This window comes from Luedemannella flava (assembly GCF_039528515.1).
GTDB classification, from domain to species: Bacteria; Actinomycetota; Actinomycetes; order Mycobacteriales; family Micromonosporaceae; genus Luedemannella; species Luedemannella flava.
Genome location: NZ_BAAALT010000271.1, coordinates 35,510 through 52,785, shown reverse-complemented (window position 1 = coordinate 52,785; position 17,276 = coordinate 35,510). Strand labels below are relative to the sequence as shown.

The 17,276-nt window shown below is 71.0% G+C and carries 21 protein-coding genes; 14 read left to right on the top strand and 7 right to left on the bottom strand.

The genetic code is table 11. The annotated features are described in order from the left end of the window. Nucleotides 1–156 precede the first annotated feature (156 nt). Nucleotides 157–1,419, top strand: coding sequence for an endo-1,4-beta-xylanase (locus ABD211_RS30320; RefSeq protein ID WP_344139202.1), 1,263 nt, complete (start codon nucleotides 157–159; stop codon nucleotides 1,417–1,419). Between the two features lie 50 nt (nucleotides 1,420–1,469). Here ABD211_RS30320 and ABD211_RS30315 read toward each other — a convergent pair whose 3' ends face one another. Further along, nucleotides 1,470–2,573 carry a glycoside hydrolase family 53 protein gene (locus ABD211_RS30315; RefSeq protein WP_344139200.1) on the bottom strand — a complete coding sequence of 368 codons (1,104 nt, stop codon included), beginning with the start codon at nucleotides 2,571–2,573 and terminating at the stop codon, nucleotides 1,470–1,472. 273 nt (nucleotides 2,574–2,846) lie between these two features. Here ABD211_RS30315 and ppgK point away from each other — a divergent pair, with 273 nt between their 5' ends. The 4 genes from ppgK to ABD211_RS30295 all read left to right on the top strand — a co-directional run bounded on the left by ppgK (nucleotide 2,847) and on the right by ABD211_RS30295 (nucleotide 6,142). Beyond that, nucleotides 2,847–3,593, top strand: coding sequence for a polyphosphate--glucose phosphotransferase (gene ppgK / locus ABD211_RS30310; RefSeq protein ID WP_344139198.1), 747 nt, complete (start codon nucleotides 2,847–2,849; stop codon nucleotides 3,591–3,593). 103 nt (nucleotides 3,594–3,696) lie between these two features. Next, nucleotides 3,697–4,278 carry a helix-turn-helix domain-containing protein gene (locus ABD211_RS30305; RefSeq protein WP_344139196.1) on the top strand — a complete coding sequence of 194 codons (582 nt, stop codon included), beginning with the start codon at nucleotides 3,697–3,699 and terminating at the stop codon, nucleotides 4,276–4,278. Continuing rightward, nucleotides 4,275–5,549 carry an MFS transporter gene (locus ABD211_RS30300; protein ID WP_344139194.1) on the top strand — a complete coding sequence of 425 codons (1,275 nt, stop codon included), beginning with the start codon at nucleotides 4,275–4,277 and terminating at the stop codon, nucleotides 5,547–5,549. Before ABD211_RS30305 ends, ABD211_RS30300 begins: the two co-directional genes overlap by 4 nt. Before the next feature lie 101 nt (nucleotides 5,550–5,650). Next, nucleotides 5,651–6,142, top strand: a complete 492-nt coding sequence (locus tag ABD211_RS30295; protein WP_344139192.1) for a DUF4262 domain-containing protein — start codon at nucleotides 5,651–5,653, stop codon at nucleotides 6,140–6,142. Here ABD211_RS30295 and mug read toward each other — a convergent pair. The 4 genes from mug to ABD211_RS30275 all read right to left on the bottom strand — a co-directional run bounded on the left by mug (nucleotide 6,139) and on the right by ABD211_RS30275 (nucleotide 9,606). After that, complete coding sequence (gene mug, locus ABD211_RS30290; RefSeq protein ID WP_344139190.1) at nucleotides 6,139–6,705, bottom strand: G/U mismatch-specific DNA glycosylase; 567 nt, start codon at nucleotides 6,703–6,705, stop codon at nucleotides 6,139–6,141. The two genes, ABD211_RS30295 and mug, sit on opposite strands and share 4 nt — an antisense overlap. A gap of 234 nt (nucleotides 6,706–6,939) precedes the next feature. Continuing rightward, complete coding sequence (locus ABD211_RS30285) at nucleotides 6,940–7,308, bottom strand: VOC family protein (RefSeq protein ID WP_344139188.1); 369 nt, start codon at nucleotides 7,306–7,308, stop codon at nucleotides 6,940–6,942. Nucleotides 7,309–7,458: 150 nt separating this feature from the next. After that, nucleotides 7,459–8,835: a VTT domain-containing protein gene (locus tag ABD211_RS30280; RefSeq protein ID WP_344139212.1), complete on the bottom strand. Its 1,377-nt coding sequence runs from the start codon at nucleotides 8,833–8,835 to the stop codon at nucleotides 7,459–7,461. A gap of 81 nt (nucleotides 8,836–8,916) precedes the next feature. Then, on the bottom strand, nucleotides 8,917–9,606 hold the full coding sequence (locus ABD211_RS30275; protein ID WP_344139186.1) for an FKBP-type peptidyl-prolyl cis-trans isomerase: 690 nt from the start codon (nucleotides 9,604–9,606) through the stop codon (nucleotides 8,917–8,919). A 105-nt stretch (nucleotides 9,607–9,711) separates the two neighbouring features. Here ABD211_RS30275 and clsA point away from each other — a divergent pair, with 105 nt between their 5' ends. The 9 genes from clsA (at nucleotide 9,712) to ABD211_RS30230 (ending at nucleotide 15,454) form a co-directional block, all read left to right on the top strand. Continuing rightward, on the top strand, nucleotides 9,712–10,338 hold the full coding sequence (gene clsA, locus ABD211_RS30270; RefSeq protein ID WP_425560564.1) for a cardiolipin synthase ClsA: 627 nt from the start codon (nucleotides 9,712–9,714) through the stop codon (nucleotides 10,336–10,338). After that, nucleotides 10,335–11,210: a DUF881 domain-containing protein gene (locus tag ABD211_RS30265; RefSeq protein WP_344139182.1), complete on the top strand. Its 876-nt coding sequence runs from the start codon at nucleotides 10,335–10,337 to the stop codon at nucleotides 11,208–11,210. Before clsA ends, ABD211_RS30265 begins: the two co-directional genes overlap by 4 nt. Beyond that, complete coding sequence (locus ABD211_RS30260; protein WP_344139180.1) at nucleotides 11,210–11,542, top strand: small basic family protein; 333 nt, start codon at nucleotides 11,210–11,212, stop codon at nucleotides 11,540–11,542. The genes ABD211_RS30265 and ABD211_RS30260 overlap by 1 nt, the downstream gene beginning before the upstream one ends. A 77-nt stretch (nucleotides 11,543–11,619) precedes the next feature. Then, nucleotides 11,620–12,426: a DUF881 domain-containing protein gene (locus ABD211_RS30255; protein ID WP_344139178.1), complete on the top strand. Its 807-nt coding sequence runs from the start codon at nucleotides 11,620–11,622 to the stop codon at nucleotides 12,424–12,426. Between the two features lie 33 nt (nucleotides 12,427–12,459). Beyond that, nucleotides 12,460–12,846 carry a glycine cleavage system protein GcvH gene (gcvH, locus tag ABD211_RS30250; protein ID WP_344139176.1) on the top strand — a complete coding sequence of 129 codons (387 nt, stop codon included), beginning with the start codon at nucleotides 12,460–12,462 and terminating at the stop codon, nucleotides 12,844–12,846. A 121-nt stretch (nucleotides 12,847–12,967) separates the two neighbouring features. Continuing rightward, nucleotides 12,968–13,414: an oxoglutarate dehydrogenase inhibitor Odhl gene (gene odhI / locus ABD211_RS30245; RefSeq protein WP_344139174.1), complete on the top strand. Its 447-nt coding sequence runs from the start codon at nucleotides 12,968–12,970 to the stop codon at nucleotides 13,412–13,414. 77 nt (nucleotides 13,415–13,491) lie between these two features. After that, complete coding sequence (gene ftsR, locus ABD211_RS30240) at nucleotides 13,492–14,157, top strand: transcriptional regulator FtsR (protein WP_344139210.1); 666 nt, start codon at nucleotides 13,492–13,494, stop codon at nucleotides 14,155–14,157. A gap of 131 nt (nucleotides 14,158–14,288) precedes the next feature. Then, nucleotides 14,289–14,753 (top strand): bifunctional nuclease family protein, encoded by a 465-nt coding sequence (locus ABD211_RS30235; protein WP_344139173.1) that lies wholly within the window; start codon nucleotides 14,289–14,291, stop codon nucleotides 14,751–14,753. A 116-nt stretch (nucleotides 14,754–14,869) separates the two neighbouring features. Then, the gene (locus tag ABD211_RS30230) at nucleotides 14,870–15,454 is read left to right on the top strand and encodes a MerR family transcriptional regulator (RefSeq protein ID WP_344139171.1); all 585 of its coding nucleotides are present in this window, start codon (nucleotides 14,870–14,872) and stop codon (nucleotides 15,452–15,454) included. Nucleotides 15,455–15,493: 39 nt separating this feature from the next. On the opposite strand, the gene ABD211_RS30225 is transcribed toward ABD211_RS30230, so the two are convergent. Further along, nucleotides 15,494–16,156 carry a hypothetical protein gene (locus ABD211_RS30225; RefSeq protein WP_344139169.1) on the bottom strand — a complete coding sequence of 221 codons (663 nt, stop codon included), beginning with the start codon at nucleotides 16,154–16,156 and terminating at the stop codon, nucleotides 15,494–15,496. A gap of 81 nt (nucleotides 16,157–16,237) precedes the next feature. Then, nucleotides 16,238–17,233, bottom strand: coding sequence for an L-glyceraldehyde 3-phosphate reductase (gene mgrA, locus ABD211_RS30220; protein WP_344139167.1), 996 nt, complete (start codon nucleotides 17,231–17,233; stop codon nucleotides 16,238–16,240). Nucleotides 17,234–17,276: the final 43 nt, after the last annotated feature.

Sequence of the window (17,276 nt, the reverse complement as noted above, 5' to 3'; positions counted from 1 at the left end):
GGTGGCGAAGAAGCGTGAACCCGGCACCGCCCATCCGGCGGGCAGGACCGGGACCGCCGCACCGCAAGGCGCGGCAGCATGATGAGCGCTTTCGAGTACTCGCATGCAACGGTAGGGTCCCCACGTCCGCAATGCCGCGAACACCGGAGGACCCGCATGCCGCCCGTCGTCGCCCGTACCCCTGAAGATTTTGATCCCGCGGTCCGGCCGCACCGCGTCGCGGACGTGAGTGTCACGGTGGTCGCGGACGGCGTGCCGCTCGCGGACGCCGAGGTGGTGCTCGCGCAGCGCAACCACCGGTTCCTGTTCGGCAACATCGGGTTCGACGAGATCGCGCTGGCCAACGGCGAGCTCGAGGGCGAGGCGCGCGAGCGCGCCGAGCGGGTCGCGGGCGCGTGGCTGGACGTGTTCAACGCGGTGACGCTGCCGTTCTACTGGGGGCGCTTCGAGCCGGAGCGCGGCGCGCCGGACACCGACCGGCTGCTGGCCACCGCACGGTGGTTCAAGGAGCGCGGCTGCGTGGTCAAGGGGCACCCGCTGGCCTGGCACACGCTCGCCCCCGGGTGGCTGCGCGACCTGCCGGTCGAGGAGGTCGCGCGGGAGCAGGTGGCGCGCATCCACCGCGACGCGGCCGCGTTCGCCGGCGTGCTCGACGCGTGGGACGTGATCAACGAGGTCGTGATCATGCCGGTGTTCGACAAGGAGGCCAACGGGCTCACCCGGCTGTGCCGCGACATCGGGCGCATCCCGCTGGTGCGGATGGTGTTCGACGCGGCGCGCGAGGCCGACCCGTCGGCGACGCTGCTGCTCAACGACTTCGACATGTCGACCGCCTACGAGTGCCTCATCGAGGGCGTCCTCGAGGCCGGCATCAAGATCGACGCGCTGGGGCTGCAGAGCCACATGCACCAGGGCTACTGGGGCGAGGAGCGCACGCTCGAGACGATCGGCCGGTTCGCCCGCTACGGCCTGCCGCTGCACTTCACGGAGACGACGCTGGTCTCCGGCGACCTGATGCCGCCCGAGATCGTCGACCTCAACGACTACCAGATCCCGTCGTGGCCGAGCACGCCCGAGGGGGAGGAGCGCCAGGCCGAGGAGGTCGTGCGGCACTACACGACGCTGCTGTCGCACCCGGCCGTCGTGTCGGCGACCTGGTGGGGCCTGACCGACGGCGGCTGGCTGGGCGCGCCGGGCGGGTTCCTGCGCGCCGACGGCACCCCCAAGCCGTCGTACGACGCGCTGTCCGCGTTGGTCAAGGGGGACTGGTGGACACCGCCGACACCGCTGCGCACCGACGCCGCCGGCCGGGCGCGGTTCGCGGGCTTTCTCGGGGAGTACGAGCTGGGTGCGGGGGGTCGGACCGCGACCTTCGACGTCTCCTTCCCCGGTGAGACGGCCGTGACGGTCGCGGTCTGACCCCCCGTGCCAGCGGTGGGGAGTGCCCCCACCGCCGGGGCACTACCTGGTCAGGGCGTCCACCAGATGTTCGGGTTGAGCTGCCCTGTCCAGTTGAAGATCGCCATGTTGTCCCACTCGTTGCCGGTCCCGTTGATGTTCGCCGGGTCCCAGCCGTTGCCGGCCCGGGCGACCCAGGTCGGCTCCCAGTAGAAGACGCCGATGGCGCCGGCGTTGCGCGCCGTGTTCTGCACGTGGGTGAAGTTCGTGCCCTGACCCGCCCAGGTTGCGGCGTAGCCCGAGCACGTGGTGTTCACCGAGTTGGCCTGACTGTCGGCATTGGACAGAGTGAAGGGGTACGCCGTTTCGGCGAGGATCACCGATTTTCCGTACCGGGCCTTCACGTCCGCGATGACGTTGTACAGGTTCGTCAGGTCGCCGTGCCACATGCAGTAGTACGACAGCGCGGTGATGTCCCAGTTGACACCCTTCGCCTTGATGCCGTCGTAGAACCAGCGGGCGTTGGCCATGCTGTTGGCGTTGGCCGTGTGGATGATGACCTGCGTGCTGCCGTTGCAGGCCTTCACCGCGTTGTACCCCTGCTTGAGCAGCAGACTGAGGTTGGTGAAGTCGTTGTTGACGACCTTCCCCTCGTTCCACAGCATGCCGACGTTGATCTCATTGCCGATCTGCACGGAGTCCGGCGTGGTGCCCTGTGCCTTCAGACTGTTGCAGACATCGAGCGTGTAGTTGTACACGTCCGTCTGCAGCTGGCTGATGTTGTGGCTCGACCACGCCGCCGGCTTGAACTGCTTGCCGGGGTCGGCCCAGGTGTCGGAGTAGTGGAAGTCGATCATCAGCTTCAGGCCCTTGGCCTTGATCGCCGCCGCCTGCGTGAGCACCTTGGCCTTGTTGTTGTATCCGCTGGCCGGGTTGTTCCAGACGCGCAGACGCGCGTAGTTCACACCCCGCGATTTCAGAATGTCGTACGGGTTCTGAGCCGTGCCCGACGCGTTGTAGTACGTCTGGCCCAGGTCCAGGCTGCGCTGCAGGGACGAGACGTCGGCGCCGAGCATCGACAAAGTCGCCGCGTGTGCGGTGCCCGGTGCCGTGAGGGTCGCGGCGATGACCGCGACGGTGGTCAGCGCGGCGGCCACGGCTCTGGAACGGATCATCCAGATCTCCTTCGGGTGGATGGACGATTCCCCCGTGGGGTGGATCTTTGTGAGCGCTCTCAAGCGCGCCGTCTAGATTGGTGGAGAGACCGTCCTACAGCAAGACCAAATGTGCTGCCCAAAAGGTGTGCAAATTTTGCCAGGATGGCTGGGAGCGCTCACAGGTTCCTGGTCGTGAAGGGGTTTTCATTGACGCATACAAGTGCGTCGCTGACTGATCCGTCCGTGGCGCGGGTAGGTAGTCTGGGCGCGAGAGACGTCGGAGGGGGCGCCATGATCCTGGGTATCGACATCGGTGGTTCCGGCATCAAGGCCGCACCGGTGGATCTCGACAAGGGCGCGTTCGCCGCCGACCGCAACCGGGTGGAGACCCCGCGCCCGGCCACGGTCACCGACGTGGTGGCGGCCACGGTCCGGGCCGTGTCCGCCTTCGAGGGGGCCGACCGGATCGGCGTGACGTTCCCCGGCGTCGTGCTGCACGGCGTCGTGCGCACGGCCGCGAACATGCACGACTCGTGGATCGACGCGCCGGCGGAGAAGCTGTTCGGCGAGGCCCTGGGTCGGCCCGTGGTCGTGCTCAACGACGCCGACGCGGCCGGTGTGGCCGAGATGACCTACGGCGCGGGCCGCGACCACCCGGGCGTCGTCGTGATGCTCACCTTCGGCACGGGCATCGGCAGCGCGGTCTTCGTCGACGGCCAGCTCGTCCCCAACACCGAGTTCGGCCACCTGCACTTCCACGGCGGCGAGGCCGAGGACTACGCGTCCGACCGGGCCCGCACCGTGTACGGGCTGGACTGGCCCAAGTGGGCCCACCGGGTGCAGGGCTACCTGCGCCACCTCGAGGTCCTGCTGACCCCCGACCTGTTCCTCATCGGCGGCGGCGTCAGCAAGAAGGCCGACAACTACCTGCCGCACATCAACATCCGTACGCCGATCCGGCCGGCCACCCTGCGCAACGACGCCGGCATCATCGGCGCCGCGCTGGCCGCGTCCCGGATGCCGCTCGCGGTCGGCTGACCGTCCCGGATCTCTGCCGGCCCGCGCCGCTTCGGCGCGGGCCGGTTGCGCTGTGCGCTGGTCGAGTTTGCAAAGAAACCTTTGCAAAGATATCTTTGCGGTTATGGTCCCCGCCGACGAGCGCGTCACCCTCACCGCGAGCACCCTCAAGGGCATCGCCCATCCGCTGCGCGTGCGCCTGCTCGGGCTGCTGCGCTCCGACGGGCCGTCCACCGCCACGAAGCTGGCCCAGCGGGTCGGCGAGTCCAGCGGCGTGACCAGCTACCACCTGCGCCAGCTCGCCCTGCACGGCTTCGTCGAGGAGGACCCCGACCGGGGCAGCGGCCGCGAGCGCTGGTGGCGGGCCCGGCACCGGTCCAGCGAACTCACCGCGGCGGACGCCCGCCAGGCGCCCGAGGACGCCGAGGCGTTCCTGCGCGCCGTCGCCGCGCTCGCCGCCGACCGCGTCAACGCCTGGCTCGACGGGGCGCCGACCCGGCCGGCCGCCTGGGACGACAGCGGCACCCTGTCCGACTGGTCGCTGCGGCTCACCGCCCAGGAGGCGGCCGCCCTGGTCAGCGAGCTCGAGGCCGTCGTCGAGCGGTACCGGATGGACCGGCCCGACGTGCCCGCCCCCGCCGGCACCGAACGCGTGATCGCGCAGATCCAGGTGCTGCCGTTCCTCGCCGACGAGCCGCAACCGTGAACCGCCGTCCGCTGGTCGGCCTGCTCGTCGCCGAGACCATCTCCAACCTCGGCAGCCGGATGACCATGGTGGCGCTGCCCTGGCTGGTGCTCGTCACCACCGGCAGCGCCGCCCGCACCGGCCTCGTCGCCGCGGTCGAGATCCTGCCCTACGTCCTGGCCAGCGCCCTGGGCGCGCCGGTCACCGACCGGGTCGGCGGCCGGCGCGTGTCCGTCGTCGCCGACGCGGCCAGCGTGGTCGTCGTCGGCGCGGTCCCGTTGCTCGCCGCGACCGGGGACCTCGGGTTCGGCGCGTTGCTGGCGCTCGTCCTCGTCGCCGGCGGGCTGCGCGGCTTCGGGGACGCCGCCAAGCGTGGCGCCATGTTCCCGCAGTCCGTGGCCGCCTCCGGGATGGAGATGACGCGGGCGGTCAGCCTGCACGACGGGTTGTCGCGGGCCGCGGGGCTGCTCGCCGCCCCGTTGGCCGGCGCGATCGTGGTCGCCTTCGGCGGCACCACGAGCGCGCGTGGGGCGCTGGCCGTGCTGCTTGTGGACGCGGTGTCCTTCGGCGTCTGCGCGCTGCTCGTCGCCTTCCTCGTGCGGACCCGGCCCGTGGAGTCGCAGGCGCGGGAGCCCTACGGGGCGGCGCTGCGCGCCGGGCTGGCGTTCGTCCGGTCCGACCGGCTGATCCTCGGGCTGCTGCTCATGGTGTCGTTCACCAACCTGCTCGACCACGCGACCGGGGCGGTGCTCGTGCCCCTGTGGGCGCGCGACGTGTTCGGCTCGCCGCTGGGCATCGGGCTCGTGTCGGCCGCGTTCGCCGCCGGCGCGGTGCTCGGCAACATCGTCTTCACGTACCTGGCGCCGCGGCTGCCGCGCTGGGCCCCGTACACCCTGGGGTTTCTCGTCTGCGGGGCGCCGCGCTACGTGGTGCTCGCGTTCGACGGCGGCGCGTGGTCCGTCGGGGCGGTCAGTTTCGTCGGCGGGCTGGGCGCGGCGGCGCTCAACCCGATCCTCGGGGCGGTGTTCTACGAGCGGATCCCCGAGCGGCTCATGGCCCGGGTGCAGGGGCTGTCCACGGCGGTCGCGTTCGCGGGTATGCCGCTGGGCGCGCTGCTCGGCGGCTGGCTGGGGGAGTACGGGGCGCGCGTGGCGCTGCTCGTGGTGGGGGCGATGTACCTGGCGGCAACGCTCGCGCCGCTGTTCGGGCGGTTCTGGCGGGAGATGGACGTGCGGCCCGCGCCACGGGTGCCGGTGCCCCGCGAGCCGGCTCCCGTCGAGGCGCTCGTCTGAGTTGTCAAGTCTGTCCACAGCGGGGTCGCCCGTCCACAGCCCGGCCCGCCGATCTCCATCGATCCCTATCGTCGGTGTTCTCACGCGACGGGGGAGTGGGTATGGACGAGCGGGAGCGGTTCGACGCCCGGGTCACGGCGGTGGTGCGCCGCTACGGCTGGTTCGTGCAGTACGTGCTGGGCGACACGTGCTCATCGACCACGTGCGGGTGTTCGCGGACGGGGGTGCCGGCGTACGCGTACTCCATCGGGCTGTTCGGGCTCGGGCATCCGGAGCTGGTCGTCTTCGGGCTGCCGCCGGACACGGCCGGCGGCGTCATCAACGCCCTCGGACGTCGGGTGCGCGCGGGCGGCATCCTCATCCCGGGCGAGGTGCTGACCTTCGACGAATGGGCGCACCGGGTGCGGCCCGAGGCGCTGCCGGACGCGGGCGAGCTCGCGCTCGGCGCGCACCGGTACTACCGCCGCGAGGTGCCGTTGCTGCAGCTCAGCTACGACGACCGGGCGGGGCGGTTCCCCTGGGAGCCCGATCATGCGGCCCCGCACCTGCAACCCCGTCCCGGCACCTTCCGGCCACCGGGCCCAACATCCTAGGATGCCTTAGGCGGTGTGACGTGGTGGGCGGCGGCCCGGCGTAGGGCGGCGAACTCGGCGGCCAGGGTGTCGACGGTGAAGTGCGCGTTGAGGCCGCTCGGGTTGGGCAGGACCCACACGTATGTGGTGCCGAGGCGGGTCGGTTGCCTGCCGAGGGCCGCGCGGCCGTCGCCGAACGCGGTCCGGTAGGCGGTCACGCCGACGACGGCGAGCCAGGCCGGCCGGTATTCGGCGACCTTGGCGCGAAGGCCCCCGCTGCCGGTGACCAGCTCGTCGGTGGTCAGTTCGTCGGCGCGGGCGGTGCCGCGGGCGACCAGGTTGGTGATCCCGAGGCCGTGGCCGAGCAGTTCGGCCTGTTCATCGGGGCGCAGTTGGCGCGGGGTGAAGCCGGACCGGTGCAGCGCCGGCCAGAACCGGTTGCCGGGCCGGGCGAAGTGGTGCCCGGTCGCGGCCGACCACAGGCCCGGGTTGATCCCGCAGAAGAGCACGTCGAGCCCGTGGGCGATGACGTCGGGGATGGTCGCGTCCCGCGCCGCCTCGAGCTGCTCCCGCGTCGGCCGCACGCCGCCTCCCTCCTGTGTTGACCTGCAAGTTTGGCGGCTACAGGGAGCGGCTGTAGCGACCGGACCCGCAAGTTCCGCGGTGACCTCTGGCAGCAGCCACCCGCGGTGTGAGCCGCGTGCGGCATCCCAGCACGTCACGGGTGATAACCTAGCGTCCTAGGACGACTTAGAGGTGGTGGCTTACGCCACCACTGAAGAACATTCAACGGCAAGAACAGAACGGGGTTCTCGCCGTCAGCGGTCGTAGGCGGTCTTGTGGCGGGGCTCGTAGAGCAGCATCTCGCCGGCGCCGGGGACCTTCAGGCGGATGGTCAGCCCGAACGACGTCTCCGCGATCTCGCCGGCGAACGTCGCGCCACGGGCGGACAGCGCCGCGACGGTGCGCTCGATGTCGTCGCACATCAGCGAGATCTCGTGGTGCACGGGGGTGCTCCACCCGTGCTCGTTCGTGGCGGGATGCACGCCGAGCTCCGAAGGCCCGGAGGTGAAGATGAGCCAGCCGTCGTGGGCGTCCACGTACGGCCAGCCGAGCACGTCGCGGAAGAACTCCCGGGCGGCCGGCGCATTCTCGGCGTAGACCAGCGCGTGCACCGCGGTAATCACGAGATCAGCGTAGTAAGGGCGAGGGCCGGGCACGCCCGTAATCGGCGTGCCCGGCCCTCGCGGGCGGGCGTCAGCCCTGGCGGGACCGTGCCAGAACGCCGATGTCGGGGTTGTCGGTGAATTGGCGGGATTGGAGATTACGGGCGGTGCTCAGCTCACGGTGGTGAGTTCGGGGGTGTCCTCGTCGGCGCGGACGCGGTCGCGGGTGCGCCAGGCGGAGGCGAACACGACGACCCAGAGGGCGCCGAGCAGGGTGGACGCGAGGATCTCGCTGGGCCAGTTCCAGCCGACGTAGACGCGGCCGGCGGCGACGAGCATGACGACGGTGACGGCGGTGATCCAGGCGGCGACGCGGATCTCCCAGCGGGGGCGGCGGCGGGCGATGAGCCAGGCGACCATGCCGAGGCTGGCGGTGGCGAGGGTGACCTGGTTGGGGAACAGGGCGCCAGCGCCGGCCTCGCCGCTTTCGCCGGGGCGGACCCAGTCGGCGGCGATGGCGAGGATGACCAGGGGCAGGAACGCGCCGACGGTGCCGAGGACGCCGAGCACGTCGGCGCGCCAGCGGGCGGGCCACGGGTTGAGGAGCAGGCCGACGATGCCGGTGGCTACGACGAGGTAGGACCCGCGCAGGACCGACAGGAGGGTGATGGTCGGTTCGGTGAGGGCGTCGGTGCGCAGGGTGGCGATCCAGTCGACGGTGACGCCGTCGATGAGGGGTAGGCCGCTGTTCGCGACGAGCGCGTCGATGGCCCAGGTGAGGCCGGCGCCGACGCCGAGGACGAGGCCGACGCCGAGCAGGACGCTGGTGGCGACGGCGCCGCCGACGCCGATGCCGGCGGTGAGCCAGCGGAAGGCGGTGTCGTAGGCGCGGTCGAGCAGGCGTAGCGGTCCCCAGGTGCCGAGCCGGTCGCCGAGGGCGGTGACGGGGTCGGGGTGACGGCCGAGGTAGCGGCCGAAGGCGACCATGGCGCCGACGACGATGAGCAGGAGGAGTACGGCGCCGGTGGCGCGGCCGAAGACGTGGGCGAGTTGTTCGTAGCTGGTGCCGGCGAGGTAGCCGAGGGCGAGGGCGCCGCCGACCTGGGTGGCGACGCCGGCGAGGTCCCAGGGGAGCAGCTGGCGGTAGGTGAGGCCGGACATGGCGGCGAGGCGGGGCATGAGGGTGCGGGCGAAGGCGACGTGGCGACCGAGGAGGATGGCGCGGCCGCCGTGGCGGGCGAAGAGGGCTTCGGCGCGGTGCCAGCGGGGTTCGCCGACCCAGTGGCCGAGGCGGCTGGCTTTCAGCCGGGGGCCGAGGCGGCGGCCTTCGGCGTAGCCGAGCGCGTCGCCGGCGAGCGCGGCGGCAACGAGGACGATGGCGGTGGGGATGGGGCTGGTGACGCCGGTGTAGGCGAGGAAGCCGGCGGCGACGAGGGTGACCTCGCCGGGGAGGACGAGGCCGATGATGAGGCCGGTTTCGGCGGCGACGAGCAGGGCGGCGACCGTGTAGACGGCGAGTGGGGGCAGTCCGTCGAGCCAGGCAATCATGGTCTGCACGGATGAGATGTTCTCAGTGTGCACAAGGGGGCCGCATCGGGGATGAACCCGATGCGGCCCCCTTGTCCTGTGTTACTGGGCCGGGGTGGAGGAGAGGATGTCGACGACGAAGCGCAGAGGGCCGGCAGGGCGGCCGCCGCTGGCGTCGTCGCCGTAGGCGAGGTTGGAGGGAATGTCGAGCTGCACCCGGCTGCCGACGGTGAGGCCGACGAGGCCCTGGTCCCAGCCCTGGATGACCTGGCCGACGCCGATGGGGAAGGTGGCGGGCTCGTTGCGCTTCCAGGAGGAGTCGAACTCCTCGCCGGTCTTGTAGGACACCCCGACGTAGTTGACGGTGATGTTCTCGCCGGCGTTGACGGCCCCGCCGGTGCCCTTCACCAGTGTGGTGACCTTGAGTTCCTTGAGGTCGCCGGTGCCCTTGGTGACGACGGGCTTGGTGGACAGCGCCGGGTCGAGGGAGACCTGCGGGGCCTGGGGGCCCGCGCCGGCGCCGGCGGTGGCGCCGGCGCTCGCGCTGGCGTCGGGGGTGCTCGTCAGCGACGTGTCCTTGGTGTCGAACACACCGGTGAGGGCGGCGACCACGAGGGCCACTGGGATGAGGGCGAGCAGCACGGCGCCGGCGGTGCGCAGCTGCTTGCTTCGCCGCTTGGCCTTGGCGCGCCGAACAGCGGCGGCTTTGCCGAGGGCGCGGCGTTCCGACTTGGGAGGCAGGCCCAGGCCAGCGTCGCCCGGCGCCTTCTTGGAATTGACCCGTGTGCTCACGGCAGCGAGCTTAGCGGCTCCGGCCGACGCGGTGCGGGGCGCGAGGTCGTGTCGGGGCTATAGTGACTTGCGTTTTGGGAGTCGCCACAGGCTGAGGAGGGTGCGGTGGCGCGTAGGCCGGGGGAGTCCGCTGCCCCTGCACCGCAGCCGCGTGGCCGTTCGGCGGTGTGGACCATTCCGAATTTGATCAGTTTCGCGCGCCTGTTGGGTGTGCCACTGTTCCTGTATCTGTTGCTGGTCGCGCACGAGGACGTGGCCGCGGTCGTGGTGTTGGCGGTCGGCGGCACGACGGACTGGGTGGACGGGTATCTGGCGCGCCGGTTGGGGCAGGTGAGCCGGCTGGGTGAGTTGTTGGACCCGTTGGCTGACCGGTTGTACATCCTGGCGACGTTGTTGGCGTTCACGGTCGACGGGGTGGTGGGCTGGCCGTTCACGATCGCGTTGCTGGCCCGGGAGGCCGTGCTGTTGATCAGCCTGGGGGTGTTGCGCCGGTACGGGTACGGGCCGCCGCCGGTGCATTACGTGGGTAAGACGGCGACGTTCATCCTGTTGGTGGCGTTCCCGACGTTGTTGTTGGCGACGGTGGGCGGCACGACGGGCACGGTGGCGTACGCGGCGGGTTGGGCGTTGGCGTGGTGGGGCCTGGTCCTGTACTGGGTGGCGGCGGCGCTGTATGTGGGCCAGGCGGCCGCGCTGGTCCGGGCGGCCCGGCGGGCCCCGGCGACGCCATGACCGAGCGCAGCGAGGGTCCGCGGTTCGCGCCGGATCTGCTGACGGAGATGTTCCAGAACCCGTTGGATCCGGGGTATGCGGACGCGGCGGCGCGGCGGGCGGCGGAGGGTCCCAAGCCGCGGTGGAGCCGGGTGACCAGCGGGGGGTTTCGCCTGTTGGTGCTGGTGGCGATCGGGTTGCTGTTCGCGGTGGCGTACCGGCATGTGGTGGCGGGTGAGTCGGAGAGCTCGCGGGCGCACGCGGGTCTGGTCGATGAGGCCCGAGGGGCGCAGGCGCGCACGGATGACCTGCAGGGGCAGGCGGACGCCCTGCGCGACGAGGTCGCGGCGCTGCGGGCTGAGGCGTTGGGCGCGGGTTCGGGTGAGCTGCGGGCGTTGCGGGAGCGGGAGGCCGCGACGGGGCTGGCGAAGGTGACCGGCGACGGGGTGATCGTGACGGTGTCGGACGCGGCCCCGCAGGTGGACCCGACGACGGGCAAGCAGGTGACGCCGGAGGGCGGCCGGGTGCTCGACAAGGACCTGCAGGAGGTCGCGAACGGGCTGTGGGCGGCGGGCGCGGAGGCGGTCGCGGTGAACGGTCAGCGGTTGACGGCGACGTCGACGATCCGTACGGCCGGCAGCGCGATCCTGGTGGATTTCCGGCCGGTGACGAGCCCGTACCAGGTGACGGCGATCGGCCCGGATGACATGTTGGACCGGTTCCTGGCCGGGCCGGCGGCGGCGCTGCTGCGCGGGTTGAAGACGCAGTACGGCATCGATTTCGCTACGTCGCGTCGTGATGATCTGATTCTGCCGGCGGCGGGCACGGACATTCCGTTGCGGTTCGCCCGGCCTGACGTGTCCCCGTCGCCCACGCCCACCGGAGGTGGCTGATGATCGCGGTGCTGTTCCTGGTGGTCGGCATCGTCCTCGGTGTCGTGCTCGAGCCGACGGTGCCGGTGGCGTTGCAGCCGTATCTGCCGATCGCGGTGGTGGCGGCGTTGGACGCGGTGTTTGGTGGGGTGCGCGCGAAGCTGGACGGTGTGTTCGACGACAAGCAGTTCGTCATCTCGTTCATCTCGAACGTGCTGGTGGCGGCGTTCATCGTGTATCTGGGTGACCAGTTGGGGGTGGGCGGTCAGCTGTCGACGGGTGTCGTGGTGGTCCTGGGTGTGCGGATCTTCGGCAATGTGGCGGCGATCCGCCGGCACCTGTTCCGGGCGTGAGTGCCGTGGCTGACGAGTACCCCCCTCTGACGCCCGCGGACGGTGAGCGTCGCGCGGACAGTGGCCTGGGTTGGCCTGTGGCGGCGGCTTCGCCGCCGCGCGAGGACGTGGTGGCGGAGCCTGAGCCGGCGCCCGAGAAGGAGGCGGCGGCCGAGGTCGCGCCCGAGAAGCCCGACGCGGGCGGCGGGCGGCGCCTGTCGGCGGCCGGGGCGGTGATCGGGCTGCTCGTGGGGTTGCTCGGGTTCGCGCTGGTGGTGCAGTTGCGCAGCAACACGGGCGACACGCAGTTGCAGAACACCCGCCCGGAGGACCTGGTGCGGATCCTGTCGGACCTCAACGCGCGGGAGGAGCGGCTGCGGTCGGAGATCGGCAACCTGCAGTTGACGCGTAGCCAGCTGGCGTCCGGCGCCCAGGGCCGGGAGGCGGCGCTGGCGGAGGCGCGTCGGCGCGCCGACGAGCTGGGCATCCTGGCGGGCACCCTGCCGGCGGTCGGGGAGGGTTTGAAGATCCAGCTGGTGCCGGGCCGCGACGATCCGATCAAGGCCGCGACGGTGCTCGACGCGGTGGAGGAGCTGCGGGGGGCCGGGGCGGAGGCGATGCAGATCGCCGGGAACAACGGGACCACGGTGCGCATCGTGGCCTCCACCTACTTCGTTGATTCCTCAGCGGGGCTCACAGTGGACGGAAAGGGTCTCACGGCCCCGTACGCGATCACGGTGATCGGTCCGGCGCAGACGATGAACACGGCGTTGACGATTCCCGGCGGGGTCGCTGACGCGGTCGCGCGCGACGGCGGTAACGTGATCGTCGACAACTCGGGGGAGGTTCACGTTGACGCGCTGCACCCTGCCAGCCCGTTGCGGTGGGCCAACCCCGTGTCGTGAGTTGCCCACCACGAGTTCGCGAGGACGAGACACGTGATCCCTGAGAACCTTCGCTACACGGCCGAGCACGAGTGGGTCGGCGCGGTGGCCGGTGCGGACGCGCTGCGGGTGGGCATCACGGACTTCGCCCAGGACTCTCTCGGTGACATCGTCTTCGTCGACCTTCCCGACGTCGGGTCGACGATCGAGGCTGGTCAGCCGTTCGGTGAGGTGGAGTCGACCAAGAGCGTCTCCGAGTTGTACGCTCCCGTGACCGGCACGGTGGTGGCCCGCAACGACCAGCTCAACGAGGAGCCGGAACTCGTCAACACCGATCCCTACGGGTCGGGTTGGCTCATCGAGCTGGCCCCGGCGTCGGCGGAGGATCTCGACGAACTGCTCGACGCGGCGGCGTACGGCGCGCTGACCGAGCAGTCATAGACACCCCGGCCGCCGCCGGCGTCGCACAGTGTCGTGGGCTTCGTGTGGCGCGTCCGGTTGACCCTTTGTTCAGGCCATGGCTAGGCTCGCCCAGTCGACTAATGATCCGTGAGGTGGTCCGATGACGCGCCCAGACGACGAGTACCCCCCGCTCGACGTCACTTCGACGCTGCACCTCGGCGGACTTGACGAGGTCCTTGAGACCCCTGGTGACTCCGACGTGGTGCCGAGCCGGGTGGCTGGTTCGCTTCCGCCGGGGATGGCGCTGCTGGTGGTGCGCCGTGGCCCGAACGCGGGGGCCCGGTTCCTGCTCGACCACGATGTGACGACGAGCGGCCGGCACCCGGACAGTGACATCTTCCTCGACGACGTGACGGTGTCGCGTCGGCACGCCGAGTTCCACCGCGACGGTGGCACCTTCACGGTCCGCGACGTGGGCAGCCTCAACGGCACGTACGTGAACCGTGAGCGGGTCGAGGCGGCCACGCTGAGCAACGGTGACGAGGTGCAGATCGGCAAGTTCCGGTTGGTGTTCATCGCGGGGCCTCGGCCAGACGACCTGGCGTGACGGCGGAGGCGGCGGCGCGCGGCCGGCCGCGCGAGCAGACGGTTCCCACGGGCGCGTCGGTGTCCGTGGGTGCCACGCTGAGCATCGGTGAGGTGCTCGCCGAGCTGCGCGGCCAGTTCCCGGACGTCACCATCTCGAAGCTGCGGTTCCTGGAGGCCGAGGGGCTGATCGAGCCGCACCGGGCGCCGTCGGGTTACCGCAAGTACAGTTCGGCGCACGTGGAGCGGTTGCGGTTCATCCTGTCGGCGCAGCGCGACCGGTACCTGCCGTTGCGGGTCATCCGCGAGCAGTTGGCGGCGGTGGACCGGGGCGAGCGCGTCGTCGGGGTCGCGTCGGCGCGCCCGGACGGGGACACCGGCTCGGGCACGGTGGAGGTGCGGCTGAGCCGGGTGGACCTCGCCGAGCGGGCCGGTCTTGACGCCGAGGCGGTCACCAACCTCATCGAGTACGGGCTGCTGGTCCCGTCCGGGGACGGTTCGTTCGACGCGGAGGCCCTCGCTGTGGCGCGGGCGGCCGCCCAGTTGGCGGCGTTCGGGATCGCGGCGCGGCACCTGCGGGCGTCGCGGGCGGCGGCGGACCGGGAGGTGGGGCTGCTGGAGCAGATCGTGGCCCCGATCGCCCGGCACGGTGGGCCGGGCGGGCGGGCCCAGGCGCTGGAAACGGTGCACGAACTCGCCGCGTTGACCGCCCAGTTGCATGCGGCGCTGGTGCGGGCCGGGCTGCGCCGTGGCCTGGGTGTTTGACCACTTCTGTATCTGCCGTCACACCCGTTGTCACGATCACGGCACGGCGGCATGCGGACGGTGCGGTCGCGACCCGTGTACCGTGCAAAGGAGAGCAGGCGCCAGGGCCGAAAGAAGGGGCGAGGACTGAGGTGCGCGAGCTGAGCGTCGTGGGCGTCAGGGTCGAGCTGCCGGGCAACCAACCGATCGTGCTGCTGCGCGAGGTTGACGGCGACCGGTACCTGCCGATCTGGATCGGTGCGGTGGAGGCCACCGCGATCGCCTACGAGCAGCAGGGCATCAAGCCGACCCGGCCGCTCACCCATGACCTGTTGCGGGATGTGCTGGCCGCGCTGAAGGCGCCGCTGCACGCCGTGGAGATCATGGAGATGAAGGAGAACATCTTCTACGCCGAGCTGCTGATCGGGGACGGGCTGCGGATCTCCGCGCGGCCGAGCGACTCGATCGCGTTGGCGTTGCGGGTCGGCGCGCCGATCCGGTGCACGGACGAGGTTCTGTCCGAAGCGGGCATCATCATCCCCGATGAGCAGGAGGATGAGGTGGAGAAGTTCCGGGAGTTCCTGGAGCAGGTGCGCCCCGAGGATTTCGCCGGCTGACAAAGGGCTTTCCCCGTCGGCGGGATGCTCGGCGTGTCGTGCGTGACGTTTCCCGGCAACCCTCAACGCGAGCTATAGGGTGGGCCACAGGAAGCACCGCGGCGGGAGGTAGGCAGATGCGGGAGCCTGCGAGTCCGGGCGTCACCACCGATCCCCAGGTGGCCGAGTCGCCCGACGGGTCGGGTGACTCCGTCGGCTACCGCGGCGTCACCGCGTGCGGGGCGGCCGGCATCAGCTACCGCCAGTTGGACTACTGGGCCCGCACCGGGCTGGTCGTGCCCGGGGTCCGTGACGCGTCCGGCTCCGGCACCCAACGGTTGTACTCGTTCCGCGACATCGTCGTCCTCAAGGTCGTCAAACGGCTCCTCGACGCGGGCGTGTCCCTGCAGAACATCCGCAAGGCGATCGACACGCTGCGCCAGCACGGTGTGGAGGACCTGGCCGGCATCACGTTGATCTCCGACGGAACGTCGGTGTATGAGTGCCGTTCCGCCGAGGAGGTCGTCGACCTGCTGCAGGGCGGGCAGGGGGTGTTCGGCATCGCCATCTCCGGCGCGTTCAAGGAGATCCAGGGCTCCCTGGCGCACCTGCCGGTCGCTGGCGAAGGCTCCCCGGAGCCGGTCGCCGAACCGGCCGGCGAAGCGAACTCCGAGGCCGGCGACGAGCTCGCGGCGCGCCGGGCGCGCCGCCGCGTCGGCTAGACCGTGGTCAGTGGTGGGCCACGTCCGCAGCCTCGTCGGTTAGTCAGCCGTCAGGGACACCCGGCACAAGGGCGCGGCGACCTGCCGATCGGCGAGCGCGTTCCATCTGTTCAGTTCCACAGCGTCGCAGCGCGCGGTCGCCAGCGGTTCGCGGCGCCGCCGAGCCACCCAGTCGACCAGCTGTTGCGGGTCGTTGACCGGCCCAGCGAATCCGATCAGGGTGGCGTGCCAGATGTCGCGACGATAGCCGCGTTCGAAGCCGTCAGCGTCGCGGGTGGCCAGTGATTCCGCGAGCCGGGCTCGCAGCCTGTCAGCCGTGTCGTCGACCGGGTAACCGCAGGCCATCACGTTGCCCGGCGCGAGGGTAAGCCCATCGAAGCGCAGCCGCACCGGCCCCAGCCCCGCCACCGCTTCCCGTAGCGCGTCCGCGTACAGGGTCATCCGGTGTTCGTCGATGGTGTCGTCCGACGCCGGGTGCACGGCACGAACCGTCACATGGTGATCAAAATGGTAGGCGTCGCCGATGACGGCCGCAGCCTCGCTGGCCAGGGTGGCGAATGTGCTCCGGGTTGTCTCATCGAGCCGCAATGCGATCGACACGGGCCACCGACCTGTGCCCAGCGGCCCGTCCTGGGTGACCGCATCGCCACGCAGGATCGCGCGACTGCCCTGTGTCCACAACTCCTGATAACGATCGGCCACCCACGTCCCTACGATGCGGTGTCGGTTGCTGTGGCGGGAAGTTGCCCCTGGAGGGGTGACTTCCCGCCACAGCATGGAAGGCTAGGCTTCGGTGGCGTAGCGGTCGATCTCAGTGAGCTCCGTGTCGGTGAACGACAGGTTGGTCAGGGCAGCCAGGTTGGCTTCCAACTGGGCGACGCTGGACGCGCCGATGATGAGGCTGGTCATCCGCGGGTCGCGCAGCGCCCAGGCCAACGCCAACTGGGCCAGGGACTGGCCGCGCTTCGCCGCGATGTCGCCGAGCGCCCGCACCTTCGCCATCGTCGCGTCCGTCAGGGCGTTCTCGGACAGGAACCGGCTGGTCGCGATCCGCGAGTCGGCCGGGACGCCGGCCAGGTAGCGGTCGGTGAGCAGGCCCTGGGCGAGCGGCGAGAACGCGATGCAGCCCGCGCCGACGTCGGAAAGGGTGTCGAGCAGCCCGTCGCGCTCCAACCAGCGGTTGATCATCGAGTACGACGGTTGGTGGATGAGCAGCGGCGTGCCCAGCGACCGCAGGATCTCCGCCGCCTGCCGGGCCAGGGTGGCCGGGTAGTTGGAGATGCCCACGTACAGCGCCTTACCGGCGCGCACGGCGGCGTCCAGCGCCCCCATCGACTCCTCGAGCGGCGTGTCGGGGTCGGGGCGGTGGTGGTAGAAGATGTCGACGTAGTCCAGTCCCAGGCGGGCCAGCGACTGGTCCAGCGACGCGAGCAGGTACTTGCGGGAGCCGAAGTCGCCGTACGGGCCGGGCCACATGTCGTACCCGGCCTTGCTGGAGATGATGAGCTCGTCGCGGTACGGGCGCAGTTCGCGCCCCAGCAGGCGGCCGAAGTTCTCCTCGGCGGCCCCGGGCGGGGGCCCGTAGTTGTTGGCGAGGTCGAAGTGCGTGACGCCCAGGTCGAACGCCCGGCAGGCGATCTCGGCCTGGGTCTGCAGCGGCCGGGCGTGCCCGAAGTTGTGCCACAAACCGAGCGAGATGGCGGGCAGCAGCAGCCCGCTGCGCCCGGTACGCCGGTAGGTCATGGTCTCGTAGCGGTCGTCGGCCGCGCGGTACGTCACGTGATCACCCTAACGGGCCCGCCCACTATGGAGAGTTTTGGGC